We start from the raw sequence: 22,531 nt of genomic DNA, 5'->3' as shown, positions 1-22,531 counted from the left end.
TCAGTCCTGACACTCATTTACGGGACTCAGGTAGGGGAAAAATTTCCTGTCTTCAATAAGGAGATGCTCTTTAACGATTTTGATTGCCATTAGAGTAAATAAATCACCCACTGAAACCTGTTTCTTTTTAAACCTATCCAATGTCGAACGCATATCCTGAATCAGGGAGTAGTGTAGTCTGCTGTGGATGTCAGCCCCGGGATACCCGGCCTTGCGGTAAAGAATGTCTTCTTCCCTGAAATGAGTGAGCACGTGATTCATGAGTCCCTGAGCAATGAAATCGACTTCTTCGTCCGGTAGCCCGGAGATTATTGCCGCCAGTAGATCATTGGCCAGCAAAAACAAGTTCTGATGCTGTCTGTCGATGGTTTTACAACCGGATTCATATTCTTTCTTCCATTCAAGACGGACAAATGAAGTCCGCATGGCTTCAGGTGGTGAATGATCAACATTTTCGACGGTACTTACTACAACCTTGTTTCTACCGGTGTCTTTTGCCTCATACAAGGATTCATCGGCCTTCTTTATCAGCGCTTCCAAAGGCATGTTGGTTTCAGTGAACGCGGCAACTCCGATACTTACGGTCAATTTGATTGAGTCCTTAGGTGTTTTCACGACAAGGCTCTCGATCTGCATTCTCATTCGTTCTGCCAGCATTCTGGCTACTTCAGAATCTGTACCAAGCAGAAGGGCTCCGAATTCTTCTCCCCCAAGACGTCCGAAAACATCAACTTTTCGCAATGATTTGCTGCATTCATCGGCCATTGCACGAAGAACCAAATCTCCGATATCATGCCCGTATGTGTCGTTAATCCGTTTGAAGTGGTCAATATCTATCATCATAAGGGCTTGCGGTTCGCGAAACCTGCTTCCACGGATTACTTCGCGTGTAGCAATTTCCATGAAATAGCGCCGGTTGAAGACCTTAGTGAGTTCATCTTCCCTGGCCATACGGGCGAGTTCTGACTCAAGTTTCTTTTTCTGGGTTATGTCTTGTATTTGTGAGATAAAAAAACGAGGAGATCCATCTTCGTTTTTCACAAGGGAAACGTTGAGCAGGATGTGAATAATGTCTCCGTATTTATGAAAATACCTCTTTTCCATCTGATATGTTTCAATATCACCTGCAAGCAACTGATTAACGAATCGCAAGTCTTCATCAAGATCGTCAGGGTGGGTAATGTCCTGAAATGTCTTACTCATCAATTCCTGAGCCGAATATCCAATTGTATCGCACAAGGCATTGTTTACTTTCAGCCAGCTCCCATCCGGGGCAACGATGGCCATTCCAATGGCTGCATATGTAAAAGCACTGTAAAACAGTGCATCGTCTGCCTCGTTAAATTCAATCATGGTATGACCTGTTTCGGATAAATGGTGTTCAGTAAAGACAAAACCTGGGCAATATTTATTGGGATATCGCAGGGTATATGGAAATGTATCTTAGCTTTATACGGAAAAAATTCAAGGCAGGGGAAGCGAAATTATTGAGATTGGAACAGATATGTAGCAAATAACTTATCGATATTCATAAAAAAAAGGAGAAGTACGGTCAATGAAACCGGCCTTCTCCTTATATTGATGGAATTATTAGAGCTGACAGAGTTCTTCGCTGGGGATCATTTTAATATTGTTTTCAGTGAGAAGCTCAATGGCCTGATCGGTACGGTCAAAACGGAAGATAATGACAGCATTGCTGCCGGACTGATGCACGAAGGCATACATGTATTCAACGTTGATGTTGGAACCGCGCAGCATTTCAAGCAGACTGTGCAGGCCGCCCGGCTGGTCTCCAACAACAACGGCAACCACAGAAGTTTTGCCTACGGTAAATCCTGCTTCCTTAAGTACACCCTGCGCCTTCTCAAAGTCTGATACAATGAGTCTCAGAATGCCGAAATCGGAAGTGTCGGCGAGAGAGAGTGCACGGATGTTTACTTTGTTTTCGCTGAGCAGTCTGGTTACTTCTGCAAGACGCCCGGCACGGTTTTCAAGAAATATGGATAGCTGGTCACATTTCATGGTGTTTCCTCGCTTTTGTATTGGTTCAGTTACTGGTTCTGGTTACGCAGGTCGATAATTCTTTTGGCCTTACCGGCTGAACGCTCAATAGATTTGGGTTCAACAAGTTTGATACGTGCGGTTACGCCAAGGAATTCCTTGATATTCCTTTGTATCTTTCTTTCGAGCCTCTGTAAATTTTTAATTTCATCAGAGAATGCCGAACCTGCAATTTCAACATTAACAGTGAGTATATCGAGATTTCCTTCGCGTTCAACCAGAAGCTGGTAGTGCGGGGAAAGACCTTCGGTTTCGATGAGGATGGATTCAATCTGGGATGGGAATACGTTGACTCCGCGGATGATCAGCATGTCATCGCTTCTGCCGGTTACGCGCTGCATGCGGGCAAAGGTGCGTCCACAGCGGCAGGCAGTGTAGTTCAGGCGGGTCAGGTCACGAGTGCGGTACCGGATAAGGGGAATACCTTCTTTGGTAAGGGTGGTAATAACCAGCTCACCGATTTCTCCTGGCGCAACAGGCTCACCGGTTTCGGGGTTGATTATTTCCGGAAGGAAATGATCTTCCATGATGTGAAGGCCGTTCTGTTCTTCGGCACATTCCATTGCAACACCGGGGCCCATGATTTCGGACAGGCCGTAAATGTCGAGTGCTTTGATATCGAGTTTGGCCTCAATGTCCTTGCGCATGGATTCAGTCCAGGGTTCAGCGCCGAAAATACCGATTCTAAGCGGCAGTTCGCGGAAATCAATGCCCATTTCCTTTCCGGTTTCGTAGAGATAAAGGGCGTAGGACGGGGTGCAGCAGATTACGTCCGCACCGAAATCCTTAAGCAGCATTACCTGACGTCTGGTTCCGCCGCCGGATACGGGGATTATGGTTGCGCCGAGTGCTTCTGCGCCGTAGTGGGCACCGAGTCCGCCGGTGAACAGGCCGTAGCCGTATGCGTTGTGGATGCTGTCTGCGGGAGTTGCGCCGGCTATGGCGAAGGACCGGGCCATCATGTTTGCCCAGTTCTTGATGTCCCGTTTGGTGTAGCCGACTACAGTGGCTTTACCTGTGGTTCCGGAAGAGGAGTGGATTCGGACGATGTTTTCCTTGGAAACAGCAAAAAGGCCGAAGGGGTAATGATTGCGGAGATCCTGTTTCTCAGTAAATGGCAGCCTTTTGAGATCCGCAAGGGACTTGATGTCTTTAGGTTCAATCCCAAGTTCCTTGAATTTTCTGTTATAGAACGGAACATTTGCGTAAACACGCTCGCAAAGGCTCTTGAGTCTTCTGAGCTGCAGTTCTTCCAGCTCTTCCCTTGGCATTGTTTCCTTGTCTACATCGAAGATCATTGCTCGCCTCCTGGTATATATCCCCGGAACAGGTTGGTTTGTTAATAAAAAAGCCACGGGGTTTGCCCGTGGCCCGGAAAACTCTCATCAGTGCGTATGTCCATAACCACGAGCAGACTAATTTCTAGTCTCAAAAAAGAATATAAAGAAAAAGGAAAAAAGGTCGTGGTTAATCATGTGTATATCTATGTCATAAGTGCTTGTCCACCGTCAATATTTCATTTTTAATCACAAAAATTTTTCACAACCGAAAATAATTTTCGTAATTGAAAATCATTTGGAAAACAGCTATACATTTGATTGCGTAGTGGGCGTAAATTCTCTATACAATCATATTGTACGTTGAACGTAGAGTGGGGAACTGTGTCCTGCCGGTCGTAATGGACGAACGGTGAGCTGGGAATGCCATCCTCAATCCCCGCCTGAGTTCTTTTCCAAATGCGTTTCCAAATTAATGGGAATTGCCGTCTTTTAATTTAAGATTATAAAGAGAATGAAAACTAAAGCTAAAAAATTCAAACAGATCGAGACCGTGGACAAAGTTCAGCTTGTTGCTGAATGGCTGGATGAAAAACAGGCCAATGAAATTGCTGCCGTGGATGTACAGGGCATATGCCCCATCGCTGAGGTGGTAATGGTCGCCGGTGCGAAGGGTATGCGTCATGCACAGGCGCTTGCAGACTTTGTCCTTAAACGTCTTGCCGAAGAAAACATCGAGTACCTCGGCATGGAAGGCTATAAGGCCGGAGAATGGATTCTGCTCGATCTGAACGATATTATCGTACACATCTTCCAGGATGAAAATCGTGGTTTCTACAATGTTGAAGGACTCTGGTCCGAAGGAACCAGAATGGAACTAAATATCACCCCGCAGGAATAGCCTGCATATAAGGTACTGATCATGTCTGCACAAAACGGCTCTCCGACTCTTCTGTTGATCCTTGACGGCTGGGGGATTGCTCCCGAAAGTAAAGGAAATGCGGTCAAACTTGCCAAAACCCCAGTTCTTAACGGACTGCTGGCCAACTGCCCCAATACACAGCTCAAGTGTTCCGGAAGGGCGGTTGGGTTGCCCGACGGGTTTATGGGCAACTCTGAAGTTGGACACACCAATATCGGAGCCGGACGGGTTGTTTATCAGGACATGACCCGGATCGATATAGCCATTGAAAAGGCTGAGCTGGTGGCCAATACCGCCATCAGCAACCTTATGGAAAAAGTCAAATCCTGCAGCGGGCGCCTGCATTATATGGGCCTGCTTTCCGACGGAGGAGTTCACTCCCACATCAACCACCTATTTGCGTTGCTCGAGGTGGCAAAGGATGCAGGATTGAAGGAAGTCTATGTTCATGCCTTTATGGACGGGCGTGACACTTCCCCCACCAGCGGTAAAGCATACATGCAGCAGCTGGTGGATAAAATGGCTGAAATCGGTATTGGTAAGGTTGCTTCTGTTTCCGGTCGCTATTATTCAATGGACAGGGACAAGCACTATGAGCGTAACGAATATTCCTACAAAGCTCTGGTTCTTGGGGATGGGATTGATATTTCCGATCCTGTAAAAGGCGTTGAGGATGCTTATGCCGGAGGTGAAACAGACGAGTTCATCAAGCCGCGCATTGTTTCCGGTGTCGATGGCCTGATAAAGGACGGAGACGGAGTATTCTTCTTCAATTTCCGGGCAGACAGAGCCCGGCAGTTGTGCCGCGTGCTGGCATTCAAGGATTTTGCCGAGTTCGATAGACCCAAGGTTCCGGCTCTTTGTGAATTCGTGACCATGACTCAGTACGAAGGCGATTTCCCGTTCGAAATTGCATTCCCGCCTCTTTTCATAACAAATCCCATCGGTGAAGTTGTGGCAGACAAGGGCTTGAAGCAGTTGCGCATTGCGGAAACCGAGAAATATGCCCATGTAACCTATTTTATGAATGGCGGCCGAGAAGAACCGTTTGAAGGTGAAGATCGGATTCTGGTTCCGTCTCCCCGTGAGGTCGCAACTTATGACCTCAAGCCGCAGATGAGTGCCGAAGAAGTCACTGCAAAACTCATTGAGGCTCTTCCGAAATACTCTCTATGTATCTGCAACCTTGCCAACCTTGATATGGTAGGACATTCTGGAATCATTCCTGCCGCAATCAAGGCCTGTGAGACCGTGGATGCCTGCGTGGGCAGGATTGTAGAAGCCGTCAAAAAGCTCGGCGGATCCATACTGCTTACCGCAGACCACGGGAATGCCGAAGAGATGATTGATGCCAACGGCGGACCACAGACCGCCCACAGTCTCAACAATGTTCCGCTTGTATTCATCGGTGATTCGTTCAAGGATGTAGCCCCCGCAGAGGGAGCCCTGTGCGACATCGCCCCGACCATTCTCAAGCATATGGGAATTGAGGTTCCCGCGGAGATGACCGGTAAAAACCTGCTGGAGAGCTAGTTAATGTCCGAAAGCCGTAAACCTCTTTCCCCGGTCAAGCCGAGCGGGATGGAGATTATTTTCATGTTTCCCTGTCCATTTTGTGGCAGGGAAGTCCCTTACATTGCACCTACCCAGCCAGCAATGGCTACTTGCGATGCTTGCCGCAGGACTTTTCCCATTGTTCCTGTAGATGAAAAAATTATCAGGTTCTATAAGGTTATGCTTGCAAACGGCCCAGCTGCCGTAGATCCTGATTTCTTTTAGGTCAAAAAAGGAAGCCGTCGCTGATAAAATTCAGCGGCGGCTTTTGTCTTTATGGTGTTCGTCACACCAGAAAATCCATACGGGTTTAGTCTAATCCATATCGGCCAATATGCCGGGCAAATCGTCAAGGTAGTAACCAAGGCCAGCATGATGGAGCGAATTTTGGATCTGCTCCGAAATAGATGCGGTGGTGACATGCAAACCAGCCTCCTGAGCTTTTCTTCTCAGCATATGGATAGCTTCAAATCCCTTGCGGGAAACAGCATGCAGGCCGGAAAGATCAAGTGCTATATCCCGTTTCAGATCAATCAATTTGTTGCCGGCCTGAAGAAACTCCTGGACGCACTCAGCATCAAGGGTTCCAGATACGGAAATAGAAGCTGGATGACATGTCTCATCAGAGTAGACTGCGGATGGTAAAGACATTGATACGGTATGTTCAAGTCGATTCAAGAATTTCAGCTCATCCCGCAGTAGCAGCGTAGGAACAAGTACGCTGTCCAGTTTTTCCACAATCCGGTTTTTGTCTTCATCCTGCGGGATGCATATTACTATACAGTTATCCAGAGCAGCATAAATTCCCGGGATAAACCGGTGCAGACTGTTTGGCGGAGCGCTTATCAGCAGTATGGCCGGGTTGAGATCTGAAGCACTTTCACGGATTGACCGCGCGTCGATCTCATCCAGTTCTCCGGATGTCTTAAAATGGGTGAAGAGTTCCCAGGACAACGGCACGAAGCCGTCACTGACGAGAATATCAGTCTTCAAAGCGGATTCCGAGACATGCATCAGACTCAAACCGTAATGGGCGCATATTCTGGCAATCTGTTCGGGGAATTCGAAATATTCCAGAGGCATTTTGAGTTTGACATCAAGTCGGCCAAGCATGTTGAGCAGGTTGGAATCAGCGGCAAGAATGTAATCCGCCCCTGAAGGGAAAAGAAGCGGATTCTTGGCATAATCCATCAGCCATGGCATGGATGCGGCAAAAAACATATGTCTGCCGCCTTTATCGGACAATATTCCGATTTCCTGCATCAACCCGCTGAAGTCAATGCTGTAGAAAGGAATGCCGAAGGCGAGTTTGATAGAATCTGAATCCAGTTTGGTTCCCACTAGAAATCCTTACCCCAGTTAACGCCTTTGTCCCACTGAACTTTGCCCTGCAGTTTTTTCTGTTTGCGCAGCAGGACATATATTGCTCCAGCTCCGCCGTCTTTGGGCTGAGCGGTACTGAAAGCCAGTACCACCCGGCGAAACGGATCGCGGGTGAGCCACTCCTGAATATCTCTCTTGAGTACGGAATGCCCTCCGGGAGAATTTTTGCCCCTTCCGGTCACCACCAGAACACATCGTTTACCCTGTAAAAATGACTCCCTTATGAAAAAAAGCAGGCTGTCGAAGGCCTGGTCGGAATTCATGCCGTGAAGGTCAATATGGGCTTCGTGGCTGAAAGCGCCATTTTTCAATTTCTGGAATACCTTGGCGTCAGTACCGCGAACATAGCCGAACATGAATTCATCCGAATACTCGATCTCAAATTCAATTTTTCCGGCAACAAGACTGCTTAGATATTCCTTGCCATCGTCCTCGTCTTTAAGGTCGATATAAGCTTCAACTTTGGGCTTTTTTAGAGCAACTGTTGATTTGTCCATTCTGGTGACACCGACCATGGCATCCATGAAAGCCTGATCATCGTCCACTTGTACATCTTTTTTTTCTTCAACAACTGGTGCTGGTTTTTTCTTTACTGCTTCAAGGGCTTTTCTGACTGCCTTTGGGAGCTCCGGCTCCTTTTTAGCATTATTATCCTTAAATTTTAGGGTGCTGAGATCCGAAAGGGATTTCATTCTTTTTTTAGCCATAAACTTTCTCCTGAAAAATGAGCCATTAAACTAGTCACAAAACCGCATGAAGTAAATCTTTACAGGTTATTAATTCCTGTTTTTCTTTTTTGGGACTTGACATTTTCATGCCCATGGTCATTTTTTTACAGGTTCTGCCTTTGAAGGGAAGTGCATCCTGAACTCCCAAAGGCACGGTAATAAAAGAGCTTGTTATTTTTAATGTAGTGGCACCAGGAGTTGAGATCAGCTACGCTTTTTGTCTGATATTGTCAGATTAATCAGTATTTATTCTGGACTTGAAAAGTGAATTTTATTAGCTCTTCAGGGCGTACTTTTTTCGACTAAATAACTCCATTTTTGGCTTTTCGCTTATAAAGTGAGGAATATCAATGCTTAAGATAGAAGACTTGCACGTCAATATCGGCGATAAGGAGGTCATCAAAGGCCTCAACTTACATATAAAAGAAGGCGAGACCTTCATTCTTTTCGGGCCTAACGGTTCCGGAAAGACCTCGTTGCTCATGACACTCATGGGATTCAGCAACTATACAGTTACTCAGGGCAAAATTACCTTCAAAGGTGAAGACATCACCTACGCCCCCATTTATGAGCGTGCACGTCTCGGAATAGGCATGTCTTTCCAGCGTCCGCCGACCATCCACGGTCTTAAGACCCGCCACCTGGTCAAAATGTGCGGTAACGGTTCCAATGTTGACGTTGAGATGCTCGCACAGCGCGTCAACATGACCGATTTCCTCGACCGTGATATTAACTCCGGATTTTCCGGCGGTGAAATCAAGCGTTCTGAACTTCTGCAGCTGATGGCCCAGAATCCCGGCCTGCTTCTTTTCGACGAACCTGAATCAGGTGTTGACCTTGAAAACATGCACCTTATCGGACAGATGGTCCGCACTCTGCTTGATGGTGAAATCAAACCCAGCATCGACCTGAGCATGAAAGAGCAGAAAAAGCTCGGCTCCAACACCTGCGGGCTGATTATCACCCATACCGGCCATATTCTGGACTACATCAATGCTGACCGTGGACAGGTCCTTTATAACGGACATCTCTGCTGTGAAGCCAGACCCCGCGATATTCTGGAGCACATCCGCAAGTATGGCTATCAGGAATGCGTAAGGTGTTTGAATTAGCGGTTTAATCCACGGAGGATAATCATGAATAAAGTAGATTTGAATCAATTCAAGTTCGAGGGTCTAGTACACGACGAAATTGCGGACCTGACTAAAATTTCCGCAGAAGATAAAGAACAGCTGCTCATGGCCGGTATCGATGTTGATGCAACCGAGACCAGCGGAACTTTCCTGCAGGTTGACCACTCAAACGTCCATTGCGGTTCCCATGAGAAAGATGTCGAAGTAATGGACATCAAAAAAGCCCTTGAAAAATATGACGGGCTTCCTGACTACTATTTCAAGCTTGTTGATAAAGACAAGGACGAGTTCACCAGATCGGCTGCAGAAAACCTGCACGGCGGTTACTTTGTCCGCACCAAGAAAGGGGCAAAGATTGAAAAACCGGTTCAGTCCTGTCTTTTCCTCAAGGCTGAACAGTCCGGTCAGAATATCCACAACATCGTTGTTGTAGAAGAAGATTCCGAACTGCATATCATCACCGGATGTGCTGCTGCACATGACAAATTCACCGGTGCTCACTTCGGTATTTCCGAATTTTACGTAAAGAAGGGCGGTAAGCTGACCTTCACCATGGTGCACAACTGGGGTGAAAACGTAACCGTACGTCCCCGCACTGTGGGTGTTGTTGAAGAGGGCGGTGTCCTGCTCAACAACTATGTGCTGCTCAAGAAGGTAAAAGATCTGCAGTCTTACCCCACAATCTACCTTAACGGTGAAGGTTCTGTTGCACGCTTCAACTCCGTTCTGGTTGCACCTGAAGGCTCACATCTTGATACTGGAACCCGCATCATCCAGAATGCTCCCAACACCAAGGGTGAAGTCATTTCCCGCACCATCACCACCGGCGGTACCATTATCGCCCGCGGTCATATTCAGGGCAACAATGTTCCTGCGCGCGGCCATATTGAGTGCAAGGGTCTTCTGCTTGGCGGAGGACGCATTCACGCCATCCCAGAACTTGAAGCTACCGTGGAAGGCGTTGAGCTTTCCCATGAAGCTGCAGTGGGAAAAATCGCACAGGAAGAGATCGAATACCTCATGGCGCGCGGTATGGACGAGGACGAAGCAACCTCTACCATCGTACGCGGCTTCCTCAACGTCGATATTATGGGACTTCCCGAGAAGCTTCAGAAAGAAATTGATCGCCAGATCGAAGAACTCGACTCTAGCGACGCCATGTAATCATTTTAAAGGGAAACGGGGGATTGCCCCTGAGGATCTCTTAAAATTGTGCTTAAATAGAAAAGATGCCTTTCCTGACGGGAAGGCATCTTTTTTGCGTTTGGAAAACTTGTTTATTTATGGGGCAAACTTCCTTCAGCAGCACCTACGGAGCCCAAAAGGTTCTCTGACTTTTTCGAGAACTTTTATAGGTGGTTAACCTTTACTGAATCTAGCACACCACAGTTTTTCTAAAATAGTTTGTGATCCAGCGTGGCGAAATTCTGCTGAACCAGTTTTAACAAGTTATCCCTTGACCTCGACGGGCTTGCCTACCTCCAATTCCAGAACCTTGCAGTCCGGTGCAAGCTCAGCACAATGTGCGGTGAATGATTTGGCGTCCTTTTCAAGAATGGGAAATGTTCCATAATGCATAGGGATTACTGTTTTACATTTGAGAAGTTTACATGCGTAGGCTGCATCGCATGAATCCATGGTAAACCATCCGCCGGTTGGCAGCAGGGCTACATCAATTTTATGCAGTTTACCGAAAAGTTTCATGCTGGAAAATAATCCGGTATCCCCTGCAAAATATACACAGTATCCGTCTTCGTAAGTCAGTATGTATCCGGCAGGGGCTCCTGTCGCTGAGGAATGCATGGCTTGCACCATCTTTATGCGGATTCCGGCAACCGCCACAGTTCCTCCGATATTCATGCCGATGATTCTGGCAGGATCAACTCCCTTACCTACCATTTTTTCCACCAGATCAAAGATGCAGACCAGAGTAGCACCTGTGGCATTGCAGATCTCCACAGCCTGACCGATGTGATCTCCGTGGTCGTGGGTAATAAGTACTGCATCCACATTATCAATGGACTCCCATGTATCGGAAGCTTTGGGGTTCCCTTCAAAAAATGGGTCGATGATAATGGTTTTGTCTCCGGACATGATGGTAAAGTTGGAATGGCCGTTCCATGTGAAAGTATGCTTCATAACTTACCTCTGCGAATCTTCGCACCAGCGTTTGTATAGGTTATGGGGAATATCCAATTGCTCCAGAACACGGCCAGCCATGTGTGCCGCAAGGTCTTCCACACTCTCAGGAGAGTGGTAGAATCCGGGTGATGCGGGCATGACGGTTCCCCCGGCAAGGGTCATGGTTTCCATGTTCCTGATGTGGATCAGGTTAAGGGGCGTTTCGCGTGTGACCAGAACCAGTTTGCGTCTTTCCTTGAGGCAGACATCGGCAGCCCTGTGAATAAGATTGGTTCCGAGACCTTGAGCGATAGCGGCCAGCGAAGACATGGAGCACGGACAGATTATCATTCCGGAATGTTTCCAGGAACCGCTGGCAGGAGGAGCGGCGATGTCATTCTGGTCATAAATGTAATCTGCACAAAGCTTCAAGTCGTCAGGAGTGTACGCGGTTTCAAGCTCCATGACTTGTATTGCGGCATCGGAAAGGATCAGATGCAGTTCAATATTGTCCGCATCACGAAGATGCCGTGCCAACTGAATGGCATAGACTGTTCCACTGGCCCCGGCTACAGCCAGGATTATTCTTTTCTTATCCATTTATGTCGAGGGGGTAAAATTATGCAACACTGTACGTGAAAGCTGAGACCTACAACATACTACAAAAATAGACAACTGCGGTCATTGCCGTGCTGTTCTCTTATAGCAGCAAAATATTTTGTTCGCTTTAAAAATCTTGAATTTTGCGGATTCATGTGCGACTAGAGGCTCACCTGAATGTCAATCTTAGCAAGTCTAAAAAAATTACTTTACGGAGAATTTTATGGTTACTCTCGGTACTGCAGGAACTTCGTCAGCTCGCAAAATGATGCTTCTCGGAGGCGGTGAGCTTGGTAAAGAAGTTGTCATTGAAGCCCAGCGCCTTGGTGTAGAGGTTATTGTCGTTGACCGCTACGCAAACACTCCGGCCATGCAGGTGGCCCACAGGAGCCATGTCATATCCATGCTGGATGCCGCAGAACTTCGTCGTGTTGTGGAAACAGAAAAACCTGATTTTATTGTGCCTGAAATTGAGGCGATTGCAACCGAGACTCTTCTGGAACTTGAAAAGGAAGGCTTTAATGTTATTCCCACTGCAAGAGCTACCAGACTGACCATGGACCGTGAAGGCATCCGCAGGCTTGCAGCAGAAGAGGTGGGGCTCAAGACTTCGCCGTACAAGTTTGCCGATACCAAAGAAGAATACCTTGCCGCAGTAAAGGAGATCGGTATTCCCTGTGTTGTCAAGCCGGTCATGAGTTCTTCCGGAAAAGGGCAGAGCACAGTAAAGAGCGAAGCTGATATTGATCATTCCTGGGACTACTCCCAATCAGGCGGACGTACCGGGGAAGGGCGCATCATCGTCGAGAAATTCGTTGAATTCGATTACGAAATTACTCTTCTGACTGTTCGTCATGCCGGCGGCACATCGTATTGCGCACCGATCGGACATCGTCAGGAAGATGGAGACTACCGCGAATCCTGGCAGCCTCAGCCCATGACTGACGCTGTGCTTGCCAAGGCACAGGACTACGCTTTGCGCATTACTGATGCACTTGGAGGACGTGGCATTTTTGGTGTTGAGCTTTTTATCAAGGGAGAGGATATCTACTTCAGTGAAGTTTCCCCCAGACCCCACGACACCGGACTTGTTACCGTCATTTCTCAGGATCTCAGTGAATTTGCGCTGCATGTCCGTGCGGTTCTCGGATTGCCTGTTTCTGCCATTCGTCAGTACGGCCCCGCTGCTTCCTCGGTAATCCTGTCAAATGGCAAATCCACAGCCCCGGCATTTGCAAACGTGGATAAGGCCCTTGAAGAAGCAGATACCAAGGTGCTTATCTTCGGAAAGGGAGAGTGCAACGGTGTCCGCAGACTGGGTGTTGCCCTTGCCCTCGGTTCCGACATCGATAACGCCAAGGATCGTGCTATTCGCGCATCTTCTGCCGTTAAAATCGAATACTAACGTTTCGTTAAGTCTCATATTTAAGCCCGCTGCTCCTCAATTGGACCTGCGGGCATTTTTTATGCCGTTATCCGGTTTCAAGTTTCCGGTTTTCATTGACAGAACGAAAGAAAAGTGGGCAATTTAGCTTTTCAAACACTGGAACGCGAAGAATTTTAGGAATTTCTTGCCTATCGCAAAGTATAAGTAGGCACTTCCTTTGTTTTTCTCATCTTACGTTTGGATAAACGTTCTTCTTAAGAAGTCCTTTTACCAAACTATATGCATAACTTATTATATAAGGATATATACTTATGAAACAGGATGCAAACGGATTAGCATTGGCCCCGCTAGGCTTATTTCTGGCAATCTTTATTGGGACAGGAGCTTTCCTGACCGCAAGCGGAACCAGTATGGCTTTTTATCAGCTATCCGCCACTGTTGCCATTCTTCCGGCAATAGCCTGGGCTTTGTGGATGGGACGCGGAAAAGTAACAGAGAAAATTAATATCTTTCTGCGTGGTGCCGGGGAGCCAGGCATAATAACAATGTGCATGATTTATCTGCTGGCGGGCGGATTTGCATCCGTAGCAAAATCCATCGGTGGGGTTGAAGCTACTGTAAACCTTGGTTTGTCGATAGTTCCTGCTTCAATGGTACTCCCCGGACTTTTTGTAATAGCGGCATTCATTGCAACCGCCATGGGGACGTCAATGGGCACAATCGCTGCCATCGCACCCATTGCTGTCGGAGTTGCCGCGAAGACTGATATTCCATCGGCGCTGCTCATGGGTGCTGTTGTTGGTGGGGCCATGTTCGGCGACAACCTGTCCATGATCTCGGATACAACCATTGCGGCGACACGTACTCAGGGATGCAGAATGAGCGATAAGTTCAAGATGAACTTTCTCATTGCGCTGCCGGCAGCAATACTCACTGTGGTCATTCTGTATGTGTTCGGTGAAGGCGGCCAGGTCGTGCAGAGTGGAGACTATAGCCTGATCAAGGTTCTTCCGTATATTGCAATTCTGGTTATGGCTGTCGCAGGTATGAACGTTTTCATCGTACTTGGTGCCGGAATCGTTTTAACCGGTATTGTAGGGTTTCTGTCGGTGGGAGATTTCAGCCTGCTCAAATTCTCGCAGGACATTTATGGCGGCTTTACCGGAATGCAGGAAATTCTCGTGCTCTCGCTGCTTGTAGGTGGTCTTGGTGAGCTTATAAAGTATCACGGCGGGATCAGCTATATTATCAGCTTCATCGGCAGGATAACCAGAGGAACCAAGTCGACCAGAGCCGGAGAACTGAGTATCAGTGCTCTTTCCGTTTTTTCCGATTTCTGTACAGCCAACAACACTGTTGCAATCATTCTGACTGGTGGCATGGCCAAAGAAATTGCTGAAAGCCATAATGTAGATCCGCGCCGCAGTGCCAGTCTTCTGGATATATTCTCCTGCATCGTGCAGGGCATTATCCCTTACGGTGCGCAGGTTCTGCTTGCAGGTTCGATCTCAAAGCTGTCCCCGTTGGAAATAATAGGAAACATGCATTACTGCTTTATACTTGCAGCAGTGGCTATTCTGAGCATTATGACCGGATTTCCGCGTGTAAAAAATTAATCAGTCATTAATAAAAACGGCCCCGCTGAATCTCTTCAGCGGGGCCGTTTTTATTATCTGTAGTACAGATTTCGTCCACCGACCGTCAGGAAGGCCTGATGCAGGTTCCTGCGCACATCGCGTCTGTCCCAGATGTCCTGAATGTGACCTCTGGAAAGGGCGTTGTATGCGGAATGGTAATCGGGTGGGATGTCCATTCCGGTCGTTTCCTTGATAACTCCCGGTCCGGCAAAACCGATGCGGGATGAACGGACCGCATACTGGTAAGGCGAACAGCCGAGGAAACTGGCCACCGGTCCGGCATAGGAGTTGGTGTCATAAAGAACTATGTAAAGGCCGCCGGACTCAATGTAGCGGCGTACGGCCATTGTTACTCGTGGCATCTGAACAAGACCGTTGGTGCCTTCCTGAATGCGGATGCCGGCAGTACCGTGTACATATGCGAGGAATGGGTAGCGTTTCTTGCCGGCCAGCTCAAGTGCTCGGATGAACTTTTCACCTTCTGCAGCACCTACAGACCCACCACGGAAGGGGGCTACCAGAGTCGCGCAGGTCAGTTTGGTGTGCTTGATGGCGGCTTCATAAGTTATGCAGCCGGACTGCAGCCCAGTCTTTGCTTTAGCAGCATCCAGTCTTTCCTGAAAATTGGGGAAATTGGTCGGGTTTGCCGAGCAGATAGACTTGTTGAATTCGCGCACGGTTCCCCAATCGAAAACGTTGGCCATGTACCAGCGGTATTCCATCGGGAAATGATGACCGCAATTGGGGCAGACTCCGGCAAATTCATCGAAAAGGTCACGTGACCAGATTTCAAGGCAACCGTTTTTTTCCGCGTTGGGACAGGTTATTTCACGGTCTTCACTGGCACGAGGGCTCACGTAATGTCTGTAATCGGACGGTGGAATATCCGGCTCGGAATCTTCGGAAAGCTTGGTCAGGGCAAGTTCGACATCAGAAACACTCTTGGAGCCTATGCCCATCTTTCCGATCAGCATGTGCTTGAGTTTGTCGAACTTGTTGGTGACGACATGGATTTCATCCTTGGCTTCATCGGCCAGAGACTGAATTTTGCTCTGGTATTTCTTGATCATGTCGTAGCGAACAGTGGAGTAGGCAGCAGTCATTGCATCCACTTTAGCAGAATTGAGTTTCTCAAGAAAAGAGCGTTTGTCGTCAAAGGCATGCTGAGCCATACGACGGTATTTTTTATACCGCTTCCAGAGTAGCCGTTCTTTGGCGTTGGGGGTGATGGACCAGCGAACAAAAACTGATTCGTTGGTGAGTTCTTTTTTGTTGCGATTTTTGATGGCGGCACCGCGGAACAGACGAAGACCTTTGACACTCAGCACAACTTCATCGGTAGCACGGATCACTTCTGCGCGCAGAACCTTATAGAAGTCGAAATGCTCAGGCCTTGCGCCGAGAGCCGGTTCACGTATCACGCCATCAATATAGCCGAAATGCAGGTTGTCATCCGCAGTAATGCACTGGGATTTGGCGCATGTTTCAATCAACTTGGCTGGAGCGCGTTCTCCTCCGCGGATACGACCTTCAATTGCAGCTGCACCTTCGGGAGAGATAACGGAGTAATACCCGTGAGAGAGCATCAGGCGTTTATCAGCCATGGCGATGGCTTCAGCACCACCGGAGCCGCCTTCGGAAATTACGGAAATGATGGGCACATCAAGTCCGCACATTTCGTAAATGTTTTCAGCAATCTGCTGAGCTGCACCGGGGTAGTCTTCAACCGGATATGAACCGGGAGTAAACACGTAGGTGTGGATGGGGATATTCTCACGTGCAGCTACTTTCATGTAGCGCAGGGCGTTTGCGTTACCCCAGGGTTTGATACAGCCGCCATTGCGGAATTCCTGACCGTGACCTTTTTCCTGACCAACGACCATGACCGGCTGGTTGTGGACTTTCTTGCCCACGCGGCGGGAGATGTAGGCTCGCGCAATGACCATACCGGGGTCGATGCTCATATCATCCTTTCCACCGACAACAGTATAGTTGTCATACACGTTTTCAAGGATGTCAACGAGGCAGATGCGTTCGGAATGGCGGACAATGCGGACCTTGTCCATTGCGGACAGGCCTTCATCTATGTCTTTTTCCAGAACGACGAGACTCTCATCATAAGTGTTGAGCTTGTCCCACAATGCTTCCTGAGTCAGATTTATATTACGGTCCAGGAATGTATCAAGCTTGTTGGCAAAAGCAGTAAGGCGTTTATCTTCGGTTTCACCGAGAATATCACGCGCATACTGGACCCGCTTGATCATCCCGTCCAGTTTTTTTTCTATATCCATAATGTATTATTAGAATTCCAGTAAGTTTGTAGTTTTTTGGGCCAGAAACTTAAGGTTGGACTTAAGGGAAACTTCCTTTCTGTCCTTACCTTCAAGAACGAACTCTTTTAGGAATTCAAGTCCGCGTTTCTTGCATTCGTCAAGGTCTTTGCCCCAGATGATGGCAAGTGCCAGGTTGGGGTCGAATTCGGTCGGAATCTGGTAAGCCTTGTCGGTAGGAATGTGAGTGTGCATCTTAAGCCAGTCGTGATCCTTCCAGCCCAGATTCTCGATTTTGCCTGCCCAGGGGGCGAATTTTTCATCGGTGTCTTCAGCTATGATTCTGTATTCGATTCCAACACCTTCAAAGGTGATGTCATCCTGAGTGTAGCCGAGGTCATCACCGAGAGCGAGCCTGATCTGTTCCTTGATCAGGTTCACATCCTTGTTGCCCTTAATGCGTGAGATTGCAGCGGAAACACCGTTTTCAACCTGAATACGGGTGTTTACTTCCATCAGGAACGGCGCTCCCTTGGGGGTTACTATCCACTCCCAGGTTCCCACGTTATCATAATTGATTTCGCGGGCCATGTTCAGTGAGTGCTCCACAATGTCGTCCATAACTTTCTGGGCATCAAAAGAGTAGGCAATGCTCTGTGGGAAGAATCCGGGAGCCACCTCGATGCGTTTCTGCCTGCCAGGACTCTGTACGGAGCAGTTTCGGGTACCGAAATGGACGTGTTTCTTACCGGACCGTTCGGATACGATCTGAACTTCAAGGTGGTTGAAGTTGAATATCCGCTGTTCAATGAGCACGCCTTCGTCATTGAAGGTTCTCAATGAATAGTTTCTGATTCTGCGGTAAACCTGACGAAACTCTTCGATGGAATAAACTTCATCAATTCCCATACCACCGCCGCCAGCAGATGCCTTGACCAGAACAACTGGGTTCTTTACGCCCTGTTTTTCCTGGAATTCAAATAGATTGGCTGCAATTTCTTCTGCTTCGAGCTCGTCGTAAATGGCACGATCGGAGCCGGGGATAGTGGGGACGTCCAGTTTACGGGCCAGTCGCTTGGTGTTGATCTTGTCTCCGAGGTCCTGAATAACCCACCAGGAAGGCCCGATGAAGGTCATGGGACGATCCCTTTCGGTTACACGACGTGCAAAACGGAAGTTTTCGGAAAAAAATCCGTATCCCGGGTGAACCGCTGTACACATGGTTTCGTCTGCAACGGAGAAAATATCTCCGGCATCGATGTAAGATCTTATTTTATAAACAGATTCCTCTCCGCCAAGCGCTCTAGCCATGGCGACGTGACCGGAATCTTTGTCTTCAGCCGTGTATACGCAAACAAAATCAAGGCCGAGATCCTTACAGGCCTGCATGATGCGCACAGCAATCTCGCCTCTGTTGGCAATAAGTACTTTATCTGTCTTTGGATTCAAAGCGACTCTCCTGAGTCTTTCAGGTTTGTTCGATATATATTGGTTGTGAAACCGGATTTACAAAAATACGCAACCGTTTTAAGCCAAATAACGAACCTGTCAAGTTAAAATAATTAACATCTCCGTAGGTATAATTCCTTACACTCCATGTTACGTCATGTAACCGGACTGCGAATAATTCAGGTTCAGGCTGTTTAGTTGAAAGGTTACCTTAAACCGTACATGACTTTCCTCGGAATTCAGCCTGTCCTGATAGAACATGACAGACATTTCGTCAAACAGCGGAGTTTTTTTGTGGTGAGTATAAACGCTTCAAAAAAGAATCCCGCATTTCATCTGAAATGCGGGATTTTCGCTGCCATTTAAGGTCGTTAAATGAGGCCGAAAGTCAGCATTTCCACTATATCGGTCTCTTTTCCTTCCTGGTCCGGGACCTTGGAACTTTCCCGGGCTTTCATGGTTTCTTCCACAATCTGGTTTACAGATACGGTTTCGTTTCCATCTGGAACATTAAGCTCCGCCACAAAAGTTTCCGTTTCCGAAATCTTCTGCGGAGTCAGTTTATCCTGATACACAGACATTCTAGTATAAATAGTTATCTGTTCCAGGGCCTTGTCATTTTCTCCAAGCTGTTTGTAAGCTCTCGCAAGCTTTCTATGGGCAAGGCGCTTATGTCCCTCTTCAAGCTTGAGGTTCAACCCCTGCTGAATAACGTTAACTGCTTTCTGGTATTCTCCTTCACGCAGATAACAGTCGCCGAGCATTATGTAGCTGGGACCGTATTCCGGGTCGGAGGCAATGGCTTTTTCAAAATACACCGAGGCAGTTTCATCGCAGTTAAGCATGAAAGCAACTGTTCCGGTCTGATGGAGGCCGGAAGCCTCGTGCTTGGTGCCGCAGCCGGTAAGCAGGGCCGCAATGATAAGAGGCAGCCCAAGCATGGCGGCTCTTTTTCTGATCCCCACAACTGAACGGTTCTTCATAATATTAAAGAGGTGTTCCTGTGCTCCCTTTAAGCGGGAGGTTTAAGTTTCCTTTCAACCCGTTTCATGCCTTAAACTTTACGATTGGGCAAGAAAAAGCAGGCTTCCTGTTGTGTTTAAAACACACAAGTTGGAAAATAATCATTTAATTTCAGGGAGTTCATCCCAGCATGTTGTGTAAGAAGGTGACTTGAATTTGCGGTTCATCTGCCAGGGCTGGGAAATCCCTTCGGCCCCGTAATTTAAAGTTCTCCTGCCGAATCTGGAGTTGGCTGTATCCAACAGTTGCATCAGCGAATCGTTCCTTTCCCGTAAGGTCTGGTCATCAAATTCAAACAGGCTGCATTGACGGTTTTTCTTCCTGCAGATTTCAATAAGGGTCACGGACGTTTTCTTGTACCTGAATCCATCTTTATAGATGGACCGAATACAGTTCAAAGCCGCAGAAATCAACTCCGGTGTGTAGTCCGTAGCCATTGGGAACATGCGCATAGCTGAATTTGAGTATTGAGGCATATTGTTGTGGCGGTTGGTGGTAATGTAGACAACAATGCCTCCGGCAAGACTTTGCTGGCTGCGAAGCTTTTCTGCTGCCCTGACGGTATAAGCAGCAGTGGATTCCTCCATGTCCTGCAGGGTTGAAGCCGGACGTCCGAAAGATCGGGAAGACGTGATAGTTTGTTTTGCCGGAGGGCTGCCTTCAAGAGAAAAGCACGGAGTTCCACGCAGTTCGAGGGCAGTATGAAGACCGGTTATAGCCATGTTTTTCTTTATCCACAGATCCGGCAGATCTTTGAAGGCTCGTGCCGTATCCACCCCCCGTGCGAGGAGACGCTTACCGTGTCTGCGCCCGATTCCCCAGACATCAGTAACCGGAATTCGGTCAAGAAATCGGTCCAAATCACGCCGGGCGCAAAGGCTGAAGACTCCGTTTGTCTTGGGATTTTTTTTTGCAAGCCTGTTTGCTGCCTTGGCGAGAGTCTTTGTAGGACCAAACCCTATGGAGACGGGAATTCCGGTCCATTTAAGCACGAGAGATCTGATATGCGGACCTATTTCAGGAAGCGCAGTCAAAAATTGCGGGGGAAATTCAAGAAAGGATTCGTCGATTGAATATATCTCCATTTCAGGAGAAATTCCTCGGAGGGTATCTGAAACGCGTTGGGAGATATCTCCGTAGAGCGAATAGTTTGACGAAAAAATTTCTACGTTGTTGTTCAGAAAAAAAGTCTTGTATTTAAAAGCAGGAGCCCCCATGGGTACCCCCAGTTCCTTGGCTTCCTGGGAGCGGGATATGACACAGCCGTCATTATTGGAAAGGACAACCACGGGACGGTTTCGTAATTCCGGTCGAAAAAGTCTTTCGCAGGAAACATAAAAATTATTGCAATCCACAAGAGCAAAAATTCTCATACCCCGGCCTTGTGTATAATATAGGTAACAACACCCCATACCTCAAAGGATGTTTCCTCCGTAATTTCCATTACTGGATAGTCAGGGTTTTCCGGGACGAGATACAGACATCCATTGCACTGTTTTAAGCGCTTTACTGTCAGCTCACCGTTAACGACAGCAATAATTATTGAATTCTGTGCGGCATCAAGAGATCTGTCGACAATGAGAATATCCCCGGACGCAATGTTTGCGTCCCTCATGGAATCTCCACAGGTCCGTACAAAAAAAGTCGCAGCCGGATGCCTTACAAGGTGCTCGTTGAGATCCAGTTTCCTATCAATATAGTCATCCGCCGGGGAAGGAAAACCAGCAGCCACCTGCGAAAGCATGAGTGGCAGTTTTGTTCTGTTGAGAATTTTGGGGCTGATTATTTCAATCGAATTTGTATTCATAAGAGTCCTTTTTTATTAACGTACTTATTTCCTAGTTCCGCAAAATAGTGCCTCCGCACTCTGTGGAATTGGCATCATCTTTGTTTAATCATTATTGACATATTGTGACTAAAGTCAATCTTAAATAAACAATGCTCGTAAAAAAAGAGCCTGAAAAACAGGCTCTTAAAAAGTTGCAGGGCTGACTTATTTATCCATAAACATGGCGACCATTTGCCCAAGCACTGCATCCGCATCTGCGTGCGGGACCTGACAGGTGCCAACCTGTCTGTGACCGCCCCCACCAAATTTGAGCATTACGCTACCCACATCGACTTTACTGGTGCGGTTGGTGATACTGTGTCCAACGGAGAAAACGGTATTTTGTTTCAGTTTGCCCCAGACAATTTGAATGCTGATGTTGCACTGCGGATACATGGAGTAGAGCGTGAAACGGTTTCCGGGATGAATTTCCTCCTGCTCACGGAGGTCAAGAATGGCCACATTCCCGAAGAGTTCTACACGCTCTTCAAGCATATTACGGAATTCTTTGTCCCTGTCGAAATAAAGCTTAACGCGTTCCTTCACGTCAGGCAGGTCAAGAATTTCATCAATGGGCAGGGCACGGCAATAGTCGATGAGATTCTCCATCAACTGATAGTTACTTACATTGAAATAGCGGTAACGACCAAGTCCGGTCCGGGGGTCCATGATAAATCCCAGCAGAATCCAGTCGGTAGGGCTTTCAATTTCTTCAACAGTCAAATCGCCGCTATCTACTTTATCGACATAATAGAGCATCTCATCAAACTTATCGCCGAATTTTTCATGTCCGCCGAAATATTCCCAGATAACTCTTGCAGCGCTTTTGGCATTTTTGGACATGCCCTCGAAGTTTATGTCCATGCCAAGCCGTTCATCTTCGCTGGAATGGTGATCAAACCAGTAACCACATCCATCAATATAGGGGACGTTGGCTACAATGTCATTGGGATCACCGGGATATTTGCCGTCCTGCACATCCTTGGGGTGCACAAACATCCAGTTATCCATAATCCCGATGTCCTTGAGGAGGACAGCACAGGCAAGGCCGTCAAAATCAGATCTTGTCAAAAGCCGCATGAACATCTCCGTTTCTTTGGAAATAAAACAAGCTTTCCCGAATAACAGTACCTGTTGTTTAAATGAAAAAGAGTATAA

20 protein-coding genes are annotated in these 22,531 nt (G+C 47.6%); 7 read left to right on the top strand and 13 right to left on the bottom strand.

What is annotated here, in order from left to right; genetic code table 11:
• The 3 genes from N7E73_RS18365 to N7E73_RS18355 all read right to left on the bottom strand — a co-directional run bounded on the left by N7E73_RS18365 (position 1) and on the right by N7E73_RS18355 (position 3,359).
• Positions 1–1,353, bottom strand: coding sequence for a diguanylate cyclase (locus tag N7E73_RS18365; RefSeq protein ID WP_432736382.1), 1,353 nt, complete (start codon positions 1,351–1,353; stop codon positions 1–3).
• A gap of 237 nt (positions 1,354–1,590) precedes the next feature.
• Positions 1,591–2,022 (bottom strand): ACT domain-containing protein, encoded by a 432-nt coding sequence (locus N7E73_RS18360; RefSeq protein ID WP_432736381.1) that lies wholly within the window; start codon positions 2,020–2,022, stop codon positions 1,591–1,593.
• Between the two features lie 29 nt (positions 2,023–2,051).
• The gene (locus tag N7E73_RS18355) at positions 2,052–3,359 is read right to left on the bottom strand and encodes a phenylacetate--CoA ligase family protein (protein ID WP_432736380.1); all 1,308 of its coding nucleotides are present in this window, start codon (positions 3,357–3,359) and stop codon (positions 2,052–2,054) included.
• Positions 3,360–3,852: 493 nt separating this feature from the next.
• On the opposite strand from N7E73_RS18355, the gene rsfS reads away from it, so the two are divergent.
• The 3 genes from rsfS to N7E73_RS18340 are packed head-to-tail and all read left to right on the top strand — an operon-like array spanning position 3,853 to position 6,039.
• On the top strand, positions 3,853–4,239 hold the full coding sequence (rsfS, locus tag N7E73_RS18350; RefSeq protein ID WP_432736379.1) for a ribosome silencing factor: 387 nt from the start codon (positions 3,853–3,855) through the stop codon (positions 4,237–4,239).
• 21 nt (positions 4,240–4,260) lie between these two features.
• Positions 4,261–5,793, top strand: coding sequence for a 2,3-bisphosphoglycerate-independent phosphoglycerate mutase (gene gpmI, locus N7E73_RS18345; RefSeq protein WP_432736378.1), 1,533 nt, complete (start codon positions 4,261–4,263; stop codon positions 5,791–5,793).
• A 3-nt stretch (positions 5,794–5,796) separates the two neighbouring features.
• A complete protein-coding gene (locus N7E73_RS18340) occupies positions 5,797–6,039 on the top strand; it encodes a hypothetical protein (protein WP_432736377.1) in 243 nt (80 codons plus the stop codon).
• A gap of 90 nt (positions 6,040–6,129) precedes the next feature.
• Here the strand turns inward: N7E73_RS18340 and N7E73_RS18335 are convergent, their stop codons facing one another.
• Positions 6,130–7,155 (bottom strand): STAS domain-containing protein, encoded by a 1,026-nt coding sequence (locus N7E73_RS18335; protein WP_432736376.1) that lies wholly within the window; start codon positions 7,153–7,155, stop codon positions 6,130–6,132.
• Positions 7,155–7,904: a Smr/MutS family protein gene (locus N7E73_RS18330; RefSeq protein ID WP_432736375.1), complete on the bottom strand. Its 750-nt coding sequence runs from the start codon at positions 7,902–7,904 to the stop codon at positions 7,155–7,157. Before N7E73_RS18330 ends, N7E73_RS18335 begins: the two co-directional genes overlap by 1 nt.
• Before the next feature lie 371 nt (positions 7,905–8,275).
• Between N7E73_RS18330 and N7E73_RS18325 the strand changes: the two genes are divergently transcribed.
• Positions 8,276–9,037, top strand: coding sequence for an ABC transporter ATP-binding protein (locus tag N7E73_RS18325; protein ID WP_432736374.1), 762 nt, complete (start codon positions 8,276–8,278; stop codon positions 9,035–9,037).
• A 24-nt stretch (positions 9,038–9,061) separates the two neighbouring features.
• Positions 9,062–10,222: a SufB/SufD family protein gene (locus N7E73_RS18320; RefSeq protein WP_432736373.1), complete on the top strand. Its 1,161-nt coding sequence runs from the start codon at positions 9,062–9,064 to the stop codon at positions 10,220–10,222.
• Between the two features lie 285 nt (positions 10,223–10,507).
• Here N7E73_RS18320 and N7E73_RS18315 read toward each other — a convergent pair whose 3' ends face one another.
• Both N7E73_RS18315 and N7E73_RS18310 read right to left on the bottom strand, forming a co-directional pair.
• Entirely contained in the window at positions 10,508–11,197 is a 690-nt protein-coding gene (locus N7E73_RS18315) for a metal-dependent hydrolase (protein WP_432736372.1), read from the bottom strand.
• A 3-nt stretch (positions 11,198–11,200) separates the two neighbouring features.
• Complete coding sequence (locus N7E73_RS18310; RefSeq protein ID WP_432736371.1) at positions 11,201–11,779, bottom strand: UbiX family flavin prenyltransferase; 579 nt, start codon at positions 11,777–11,779, stop codon at positions 11,201–11,203.
• A 223-nt stretch (positions 11,780–12,002) separates the two neighbouring features.
• Between N7E73_RS18310 and purT the strand changes: the two genes are divergently transcribed.
• Both purT and N7E73_RS18300 read left to right on the top strand, forming a co-directional pair.
• The gene (gene purT / locus N7E73_RS18305; RefSeq protein WP_432736370.1) at positions 12,003–13,184 is read left to right on the top strand and encodes a formate-dependent phosphoribosylglycinamide formyltransferase; all 1,182 of its coding nucleotides are present in this window, start codon (positions 12,003–12,005) and stop codon (positions 13,182–13,184) included.
• Between the two features lie 293 nt (positions 13,185–13,477).
• Positions 13,478–14,782, top strand: a complete 1,305-nt coding sequence (locus N7E73_RS18300) for a Na+/H+ antiporter NhaC family protein (RefSeq protein ID WP_432736369.1) — start codon at positions 13,478–13,480, stop codon at positions 14,780–14,782.
• Positions 14,783–14,835: 53 nt separating this feature from the next.
• Here N7E73_RS18300 and N7E73_RS18295 read toward each other — a convergent pair whose 3' ends face one another.
• From N7E73_RS18295 to N7E73_RS18270, 6 genes are all read right to left on the bottom strand, one after another.
• On the bottom strand, positions 14,836–17,094 hold the full coding sequence (locus N7E73_RS18295; RefSeq protein WP_432736368.1) for a carboxyl transferase domain-containing protein: 2,259 nt from the start codon (positions 17,092–17,094) through the stop codon (positions 14,836–14,838).
• 9 nt (positions 17,095–17,103) lie between these two features.
• Positions 17,104–18,522 (bottom strand): biotin carboxylase N-terminal domain-containing protein, encoded by a 1,419-nt coding sequence (locus N7E73_RS18290; protein ID WP_432736367.1) that lies wholly within the window; start codon positions 18,520–18,522, stop codon positions 17,104–17,106.
• A 371-nt stretch (positions 18,523–18,893) separates the two neighbouring features.
• Positions 18,894–19,505: a tetratricopeptide repeat protein gene (locus N7E73_RS18285; protein WP_432736366.1), complete on the bottom strand. Its 612-nt coding sequence runs from the start codon at positions 19,503–19,505 to the stop codon at positions 18,894–18,896.
• Positions 19,506–19,646: 141 nt separating this feature from the next.
• Entirely contained in the window at positions 19,647–20,918 is a 1,272-nt protein-coding gene (locus N7E73_RS18280; protein ID WP_432736364.1) for a Y-family DNA polymerase, read from the bottom strand.
• Positions 20,915–21,352: a LexA family protein gene (locus N7E73_RS18275; RefSeq protein ID WP_432736363.1), complete on the bottom strand. Its 438-nt coding sequence runs from the start codon at positions 21,350–21,352 to the stop codon at positions 20,915–20,917. The genes N7E73_RS18280 and N7E73_RS18275 overlap by 4 nt, the downstream gene beginning before the upstream one ends.
• 186 nt (positions 21,353–21,538) lie before the next feature.
• Positions 21,539–22,453 carry an exopolyphosphatase gene (locus tag N7E73_RS18270; RefSeq protein WP_432736362.1) on the bottom strand — a complete coding sequence of 305 codons (915 nt, stop codon included), beginning with the start codon at positions 22,451–22,453 and terminating at the stop codon, positions 21,539–21,541.
• Positions 22,454–22,531: the final 78 nt, after the last annotated feature.

Source organism: Maridesulfovibrio sp. FT414 (assembly GCF_050916235.1).
In the GTDB taxonomy this organism is placed as follows: Bacteria; Desulfobacterota; Desulfovibrionia; order Desulfovibrionales; family Desulfovibrionaceae; genus Maridesulfovibrio.
Note: the sequence above shows the minus strand (reverse complement) of the source record. Positions and strands in the feature narration are given on the sequence as shown.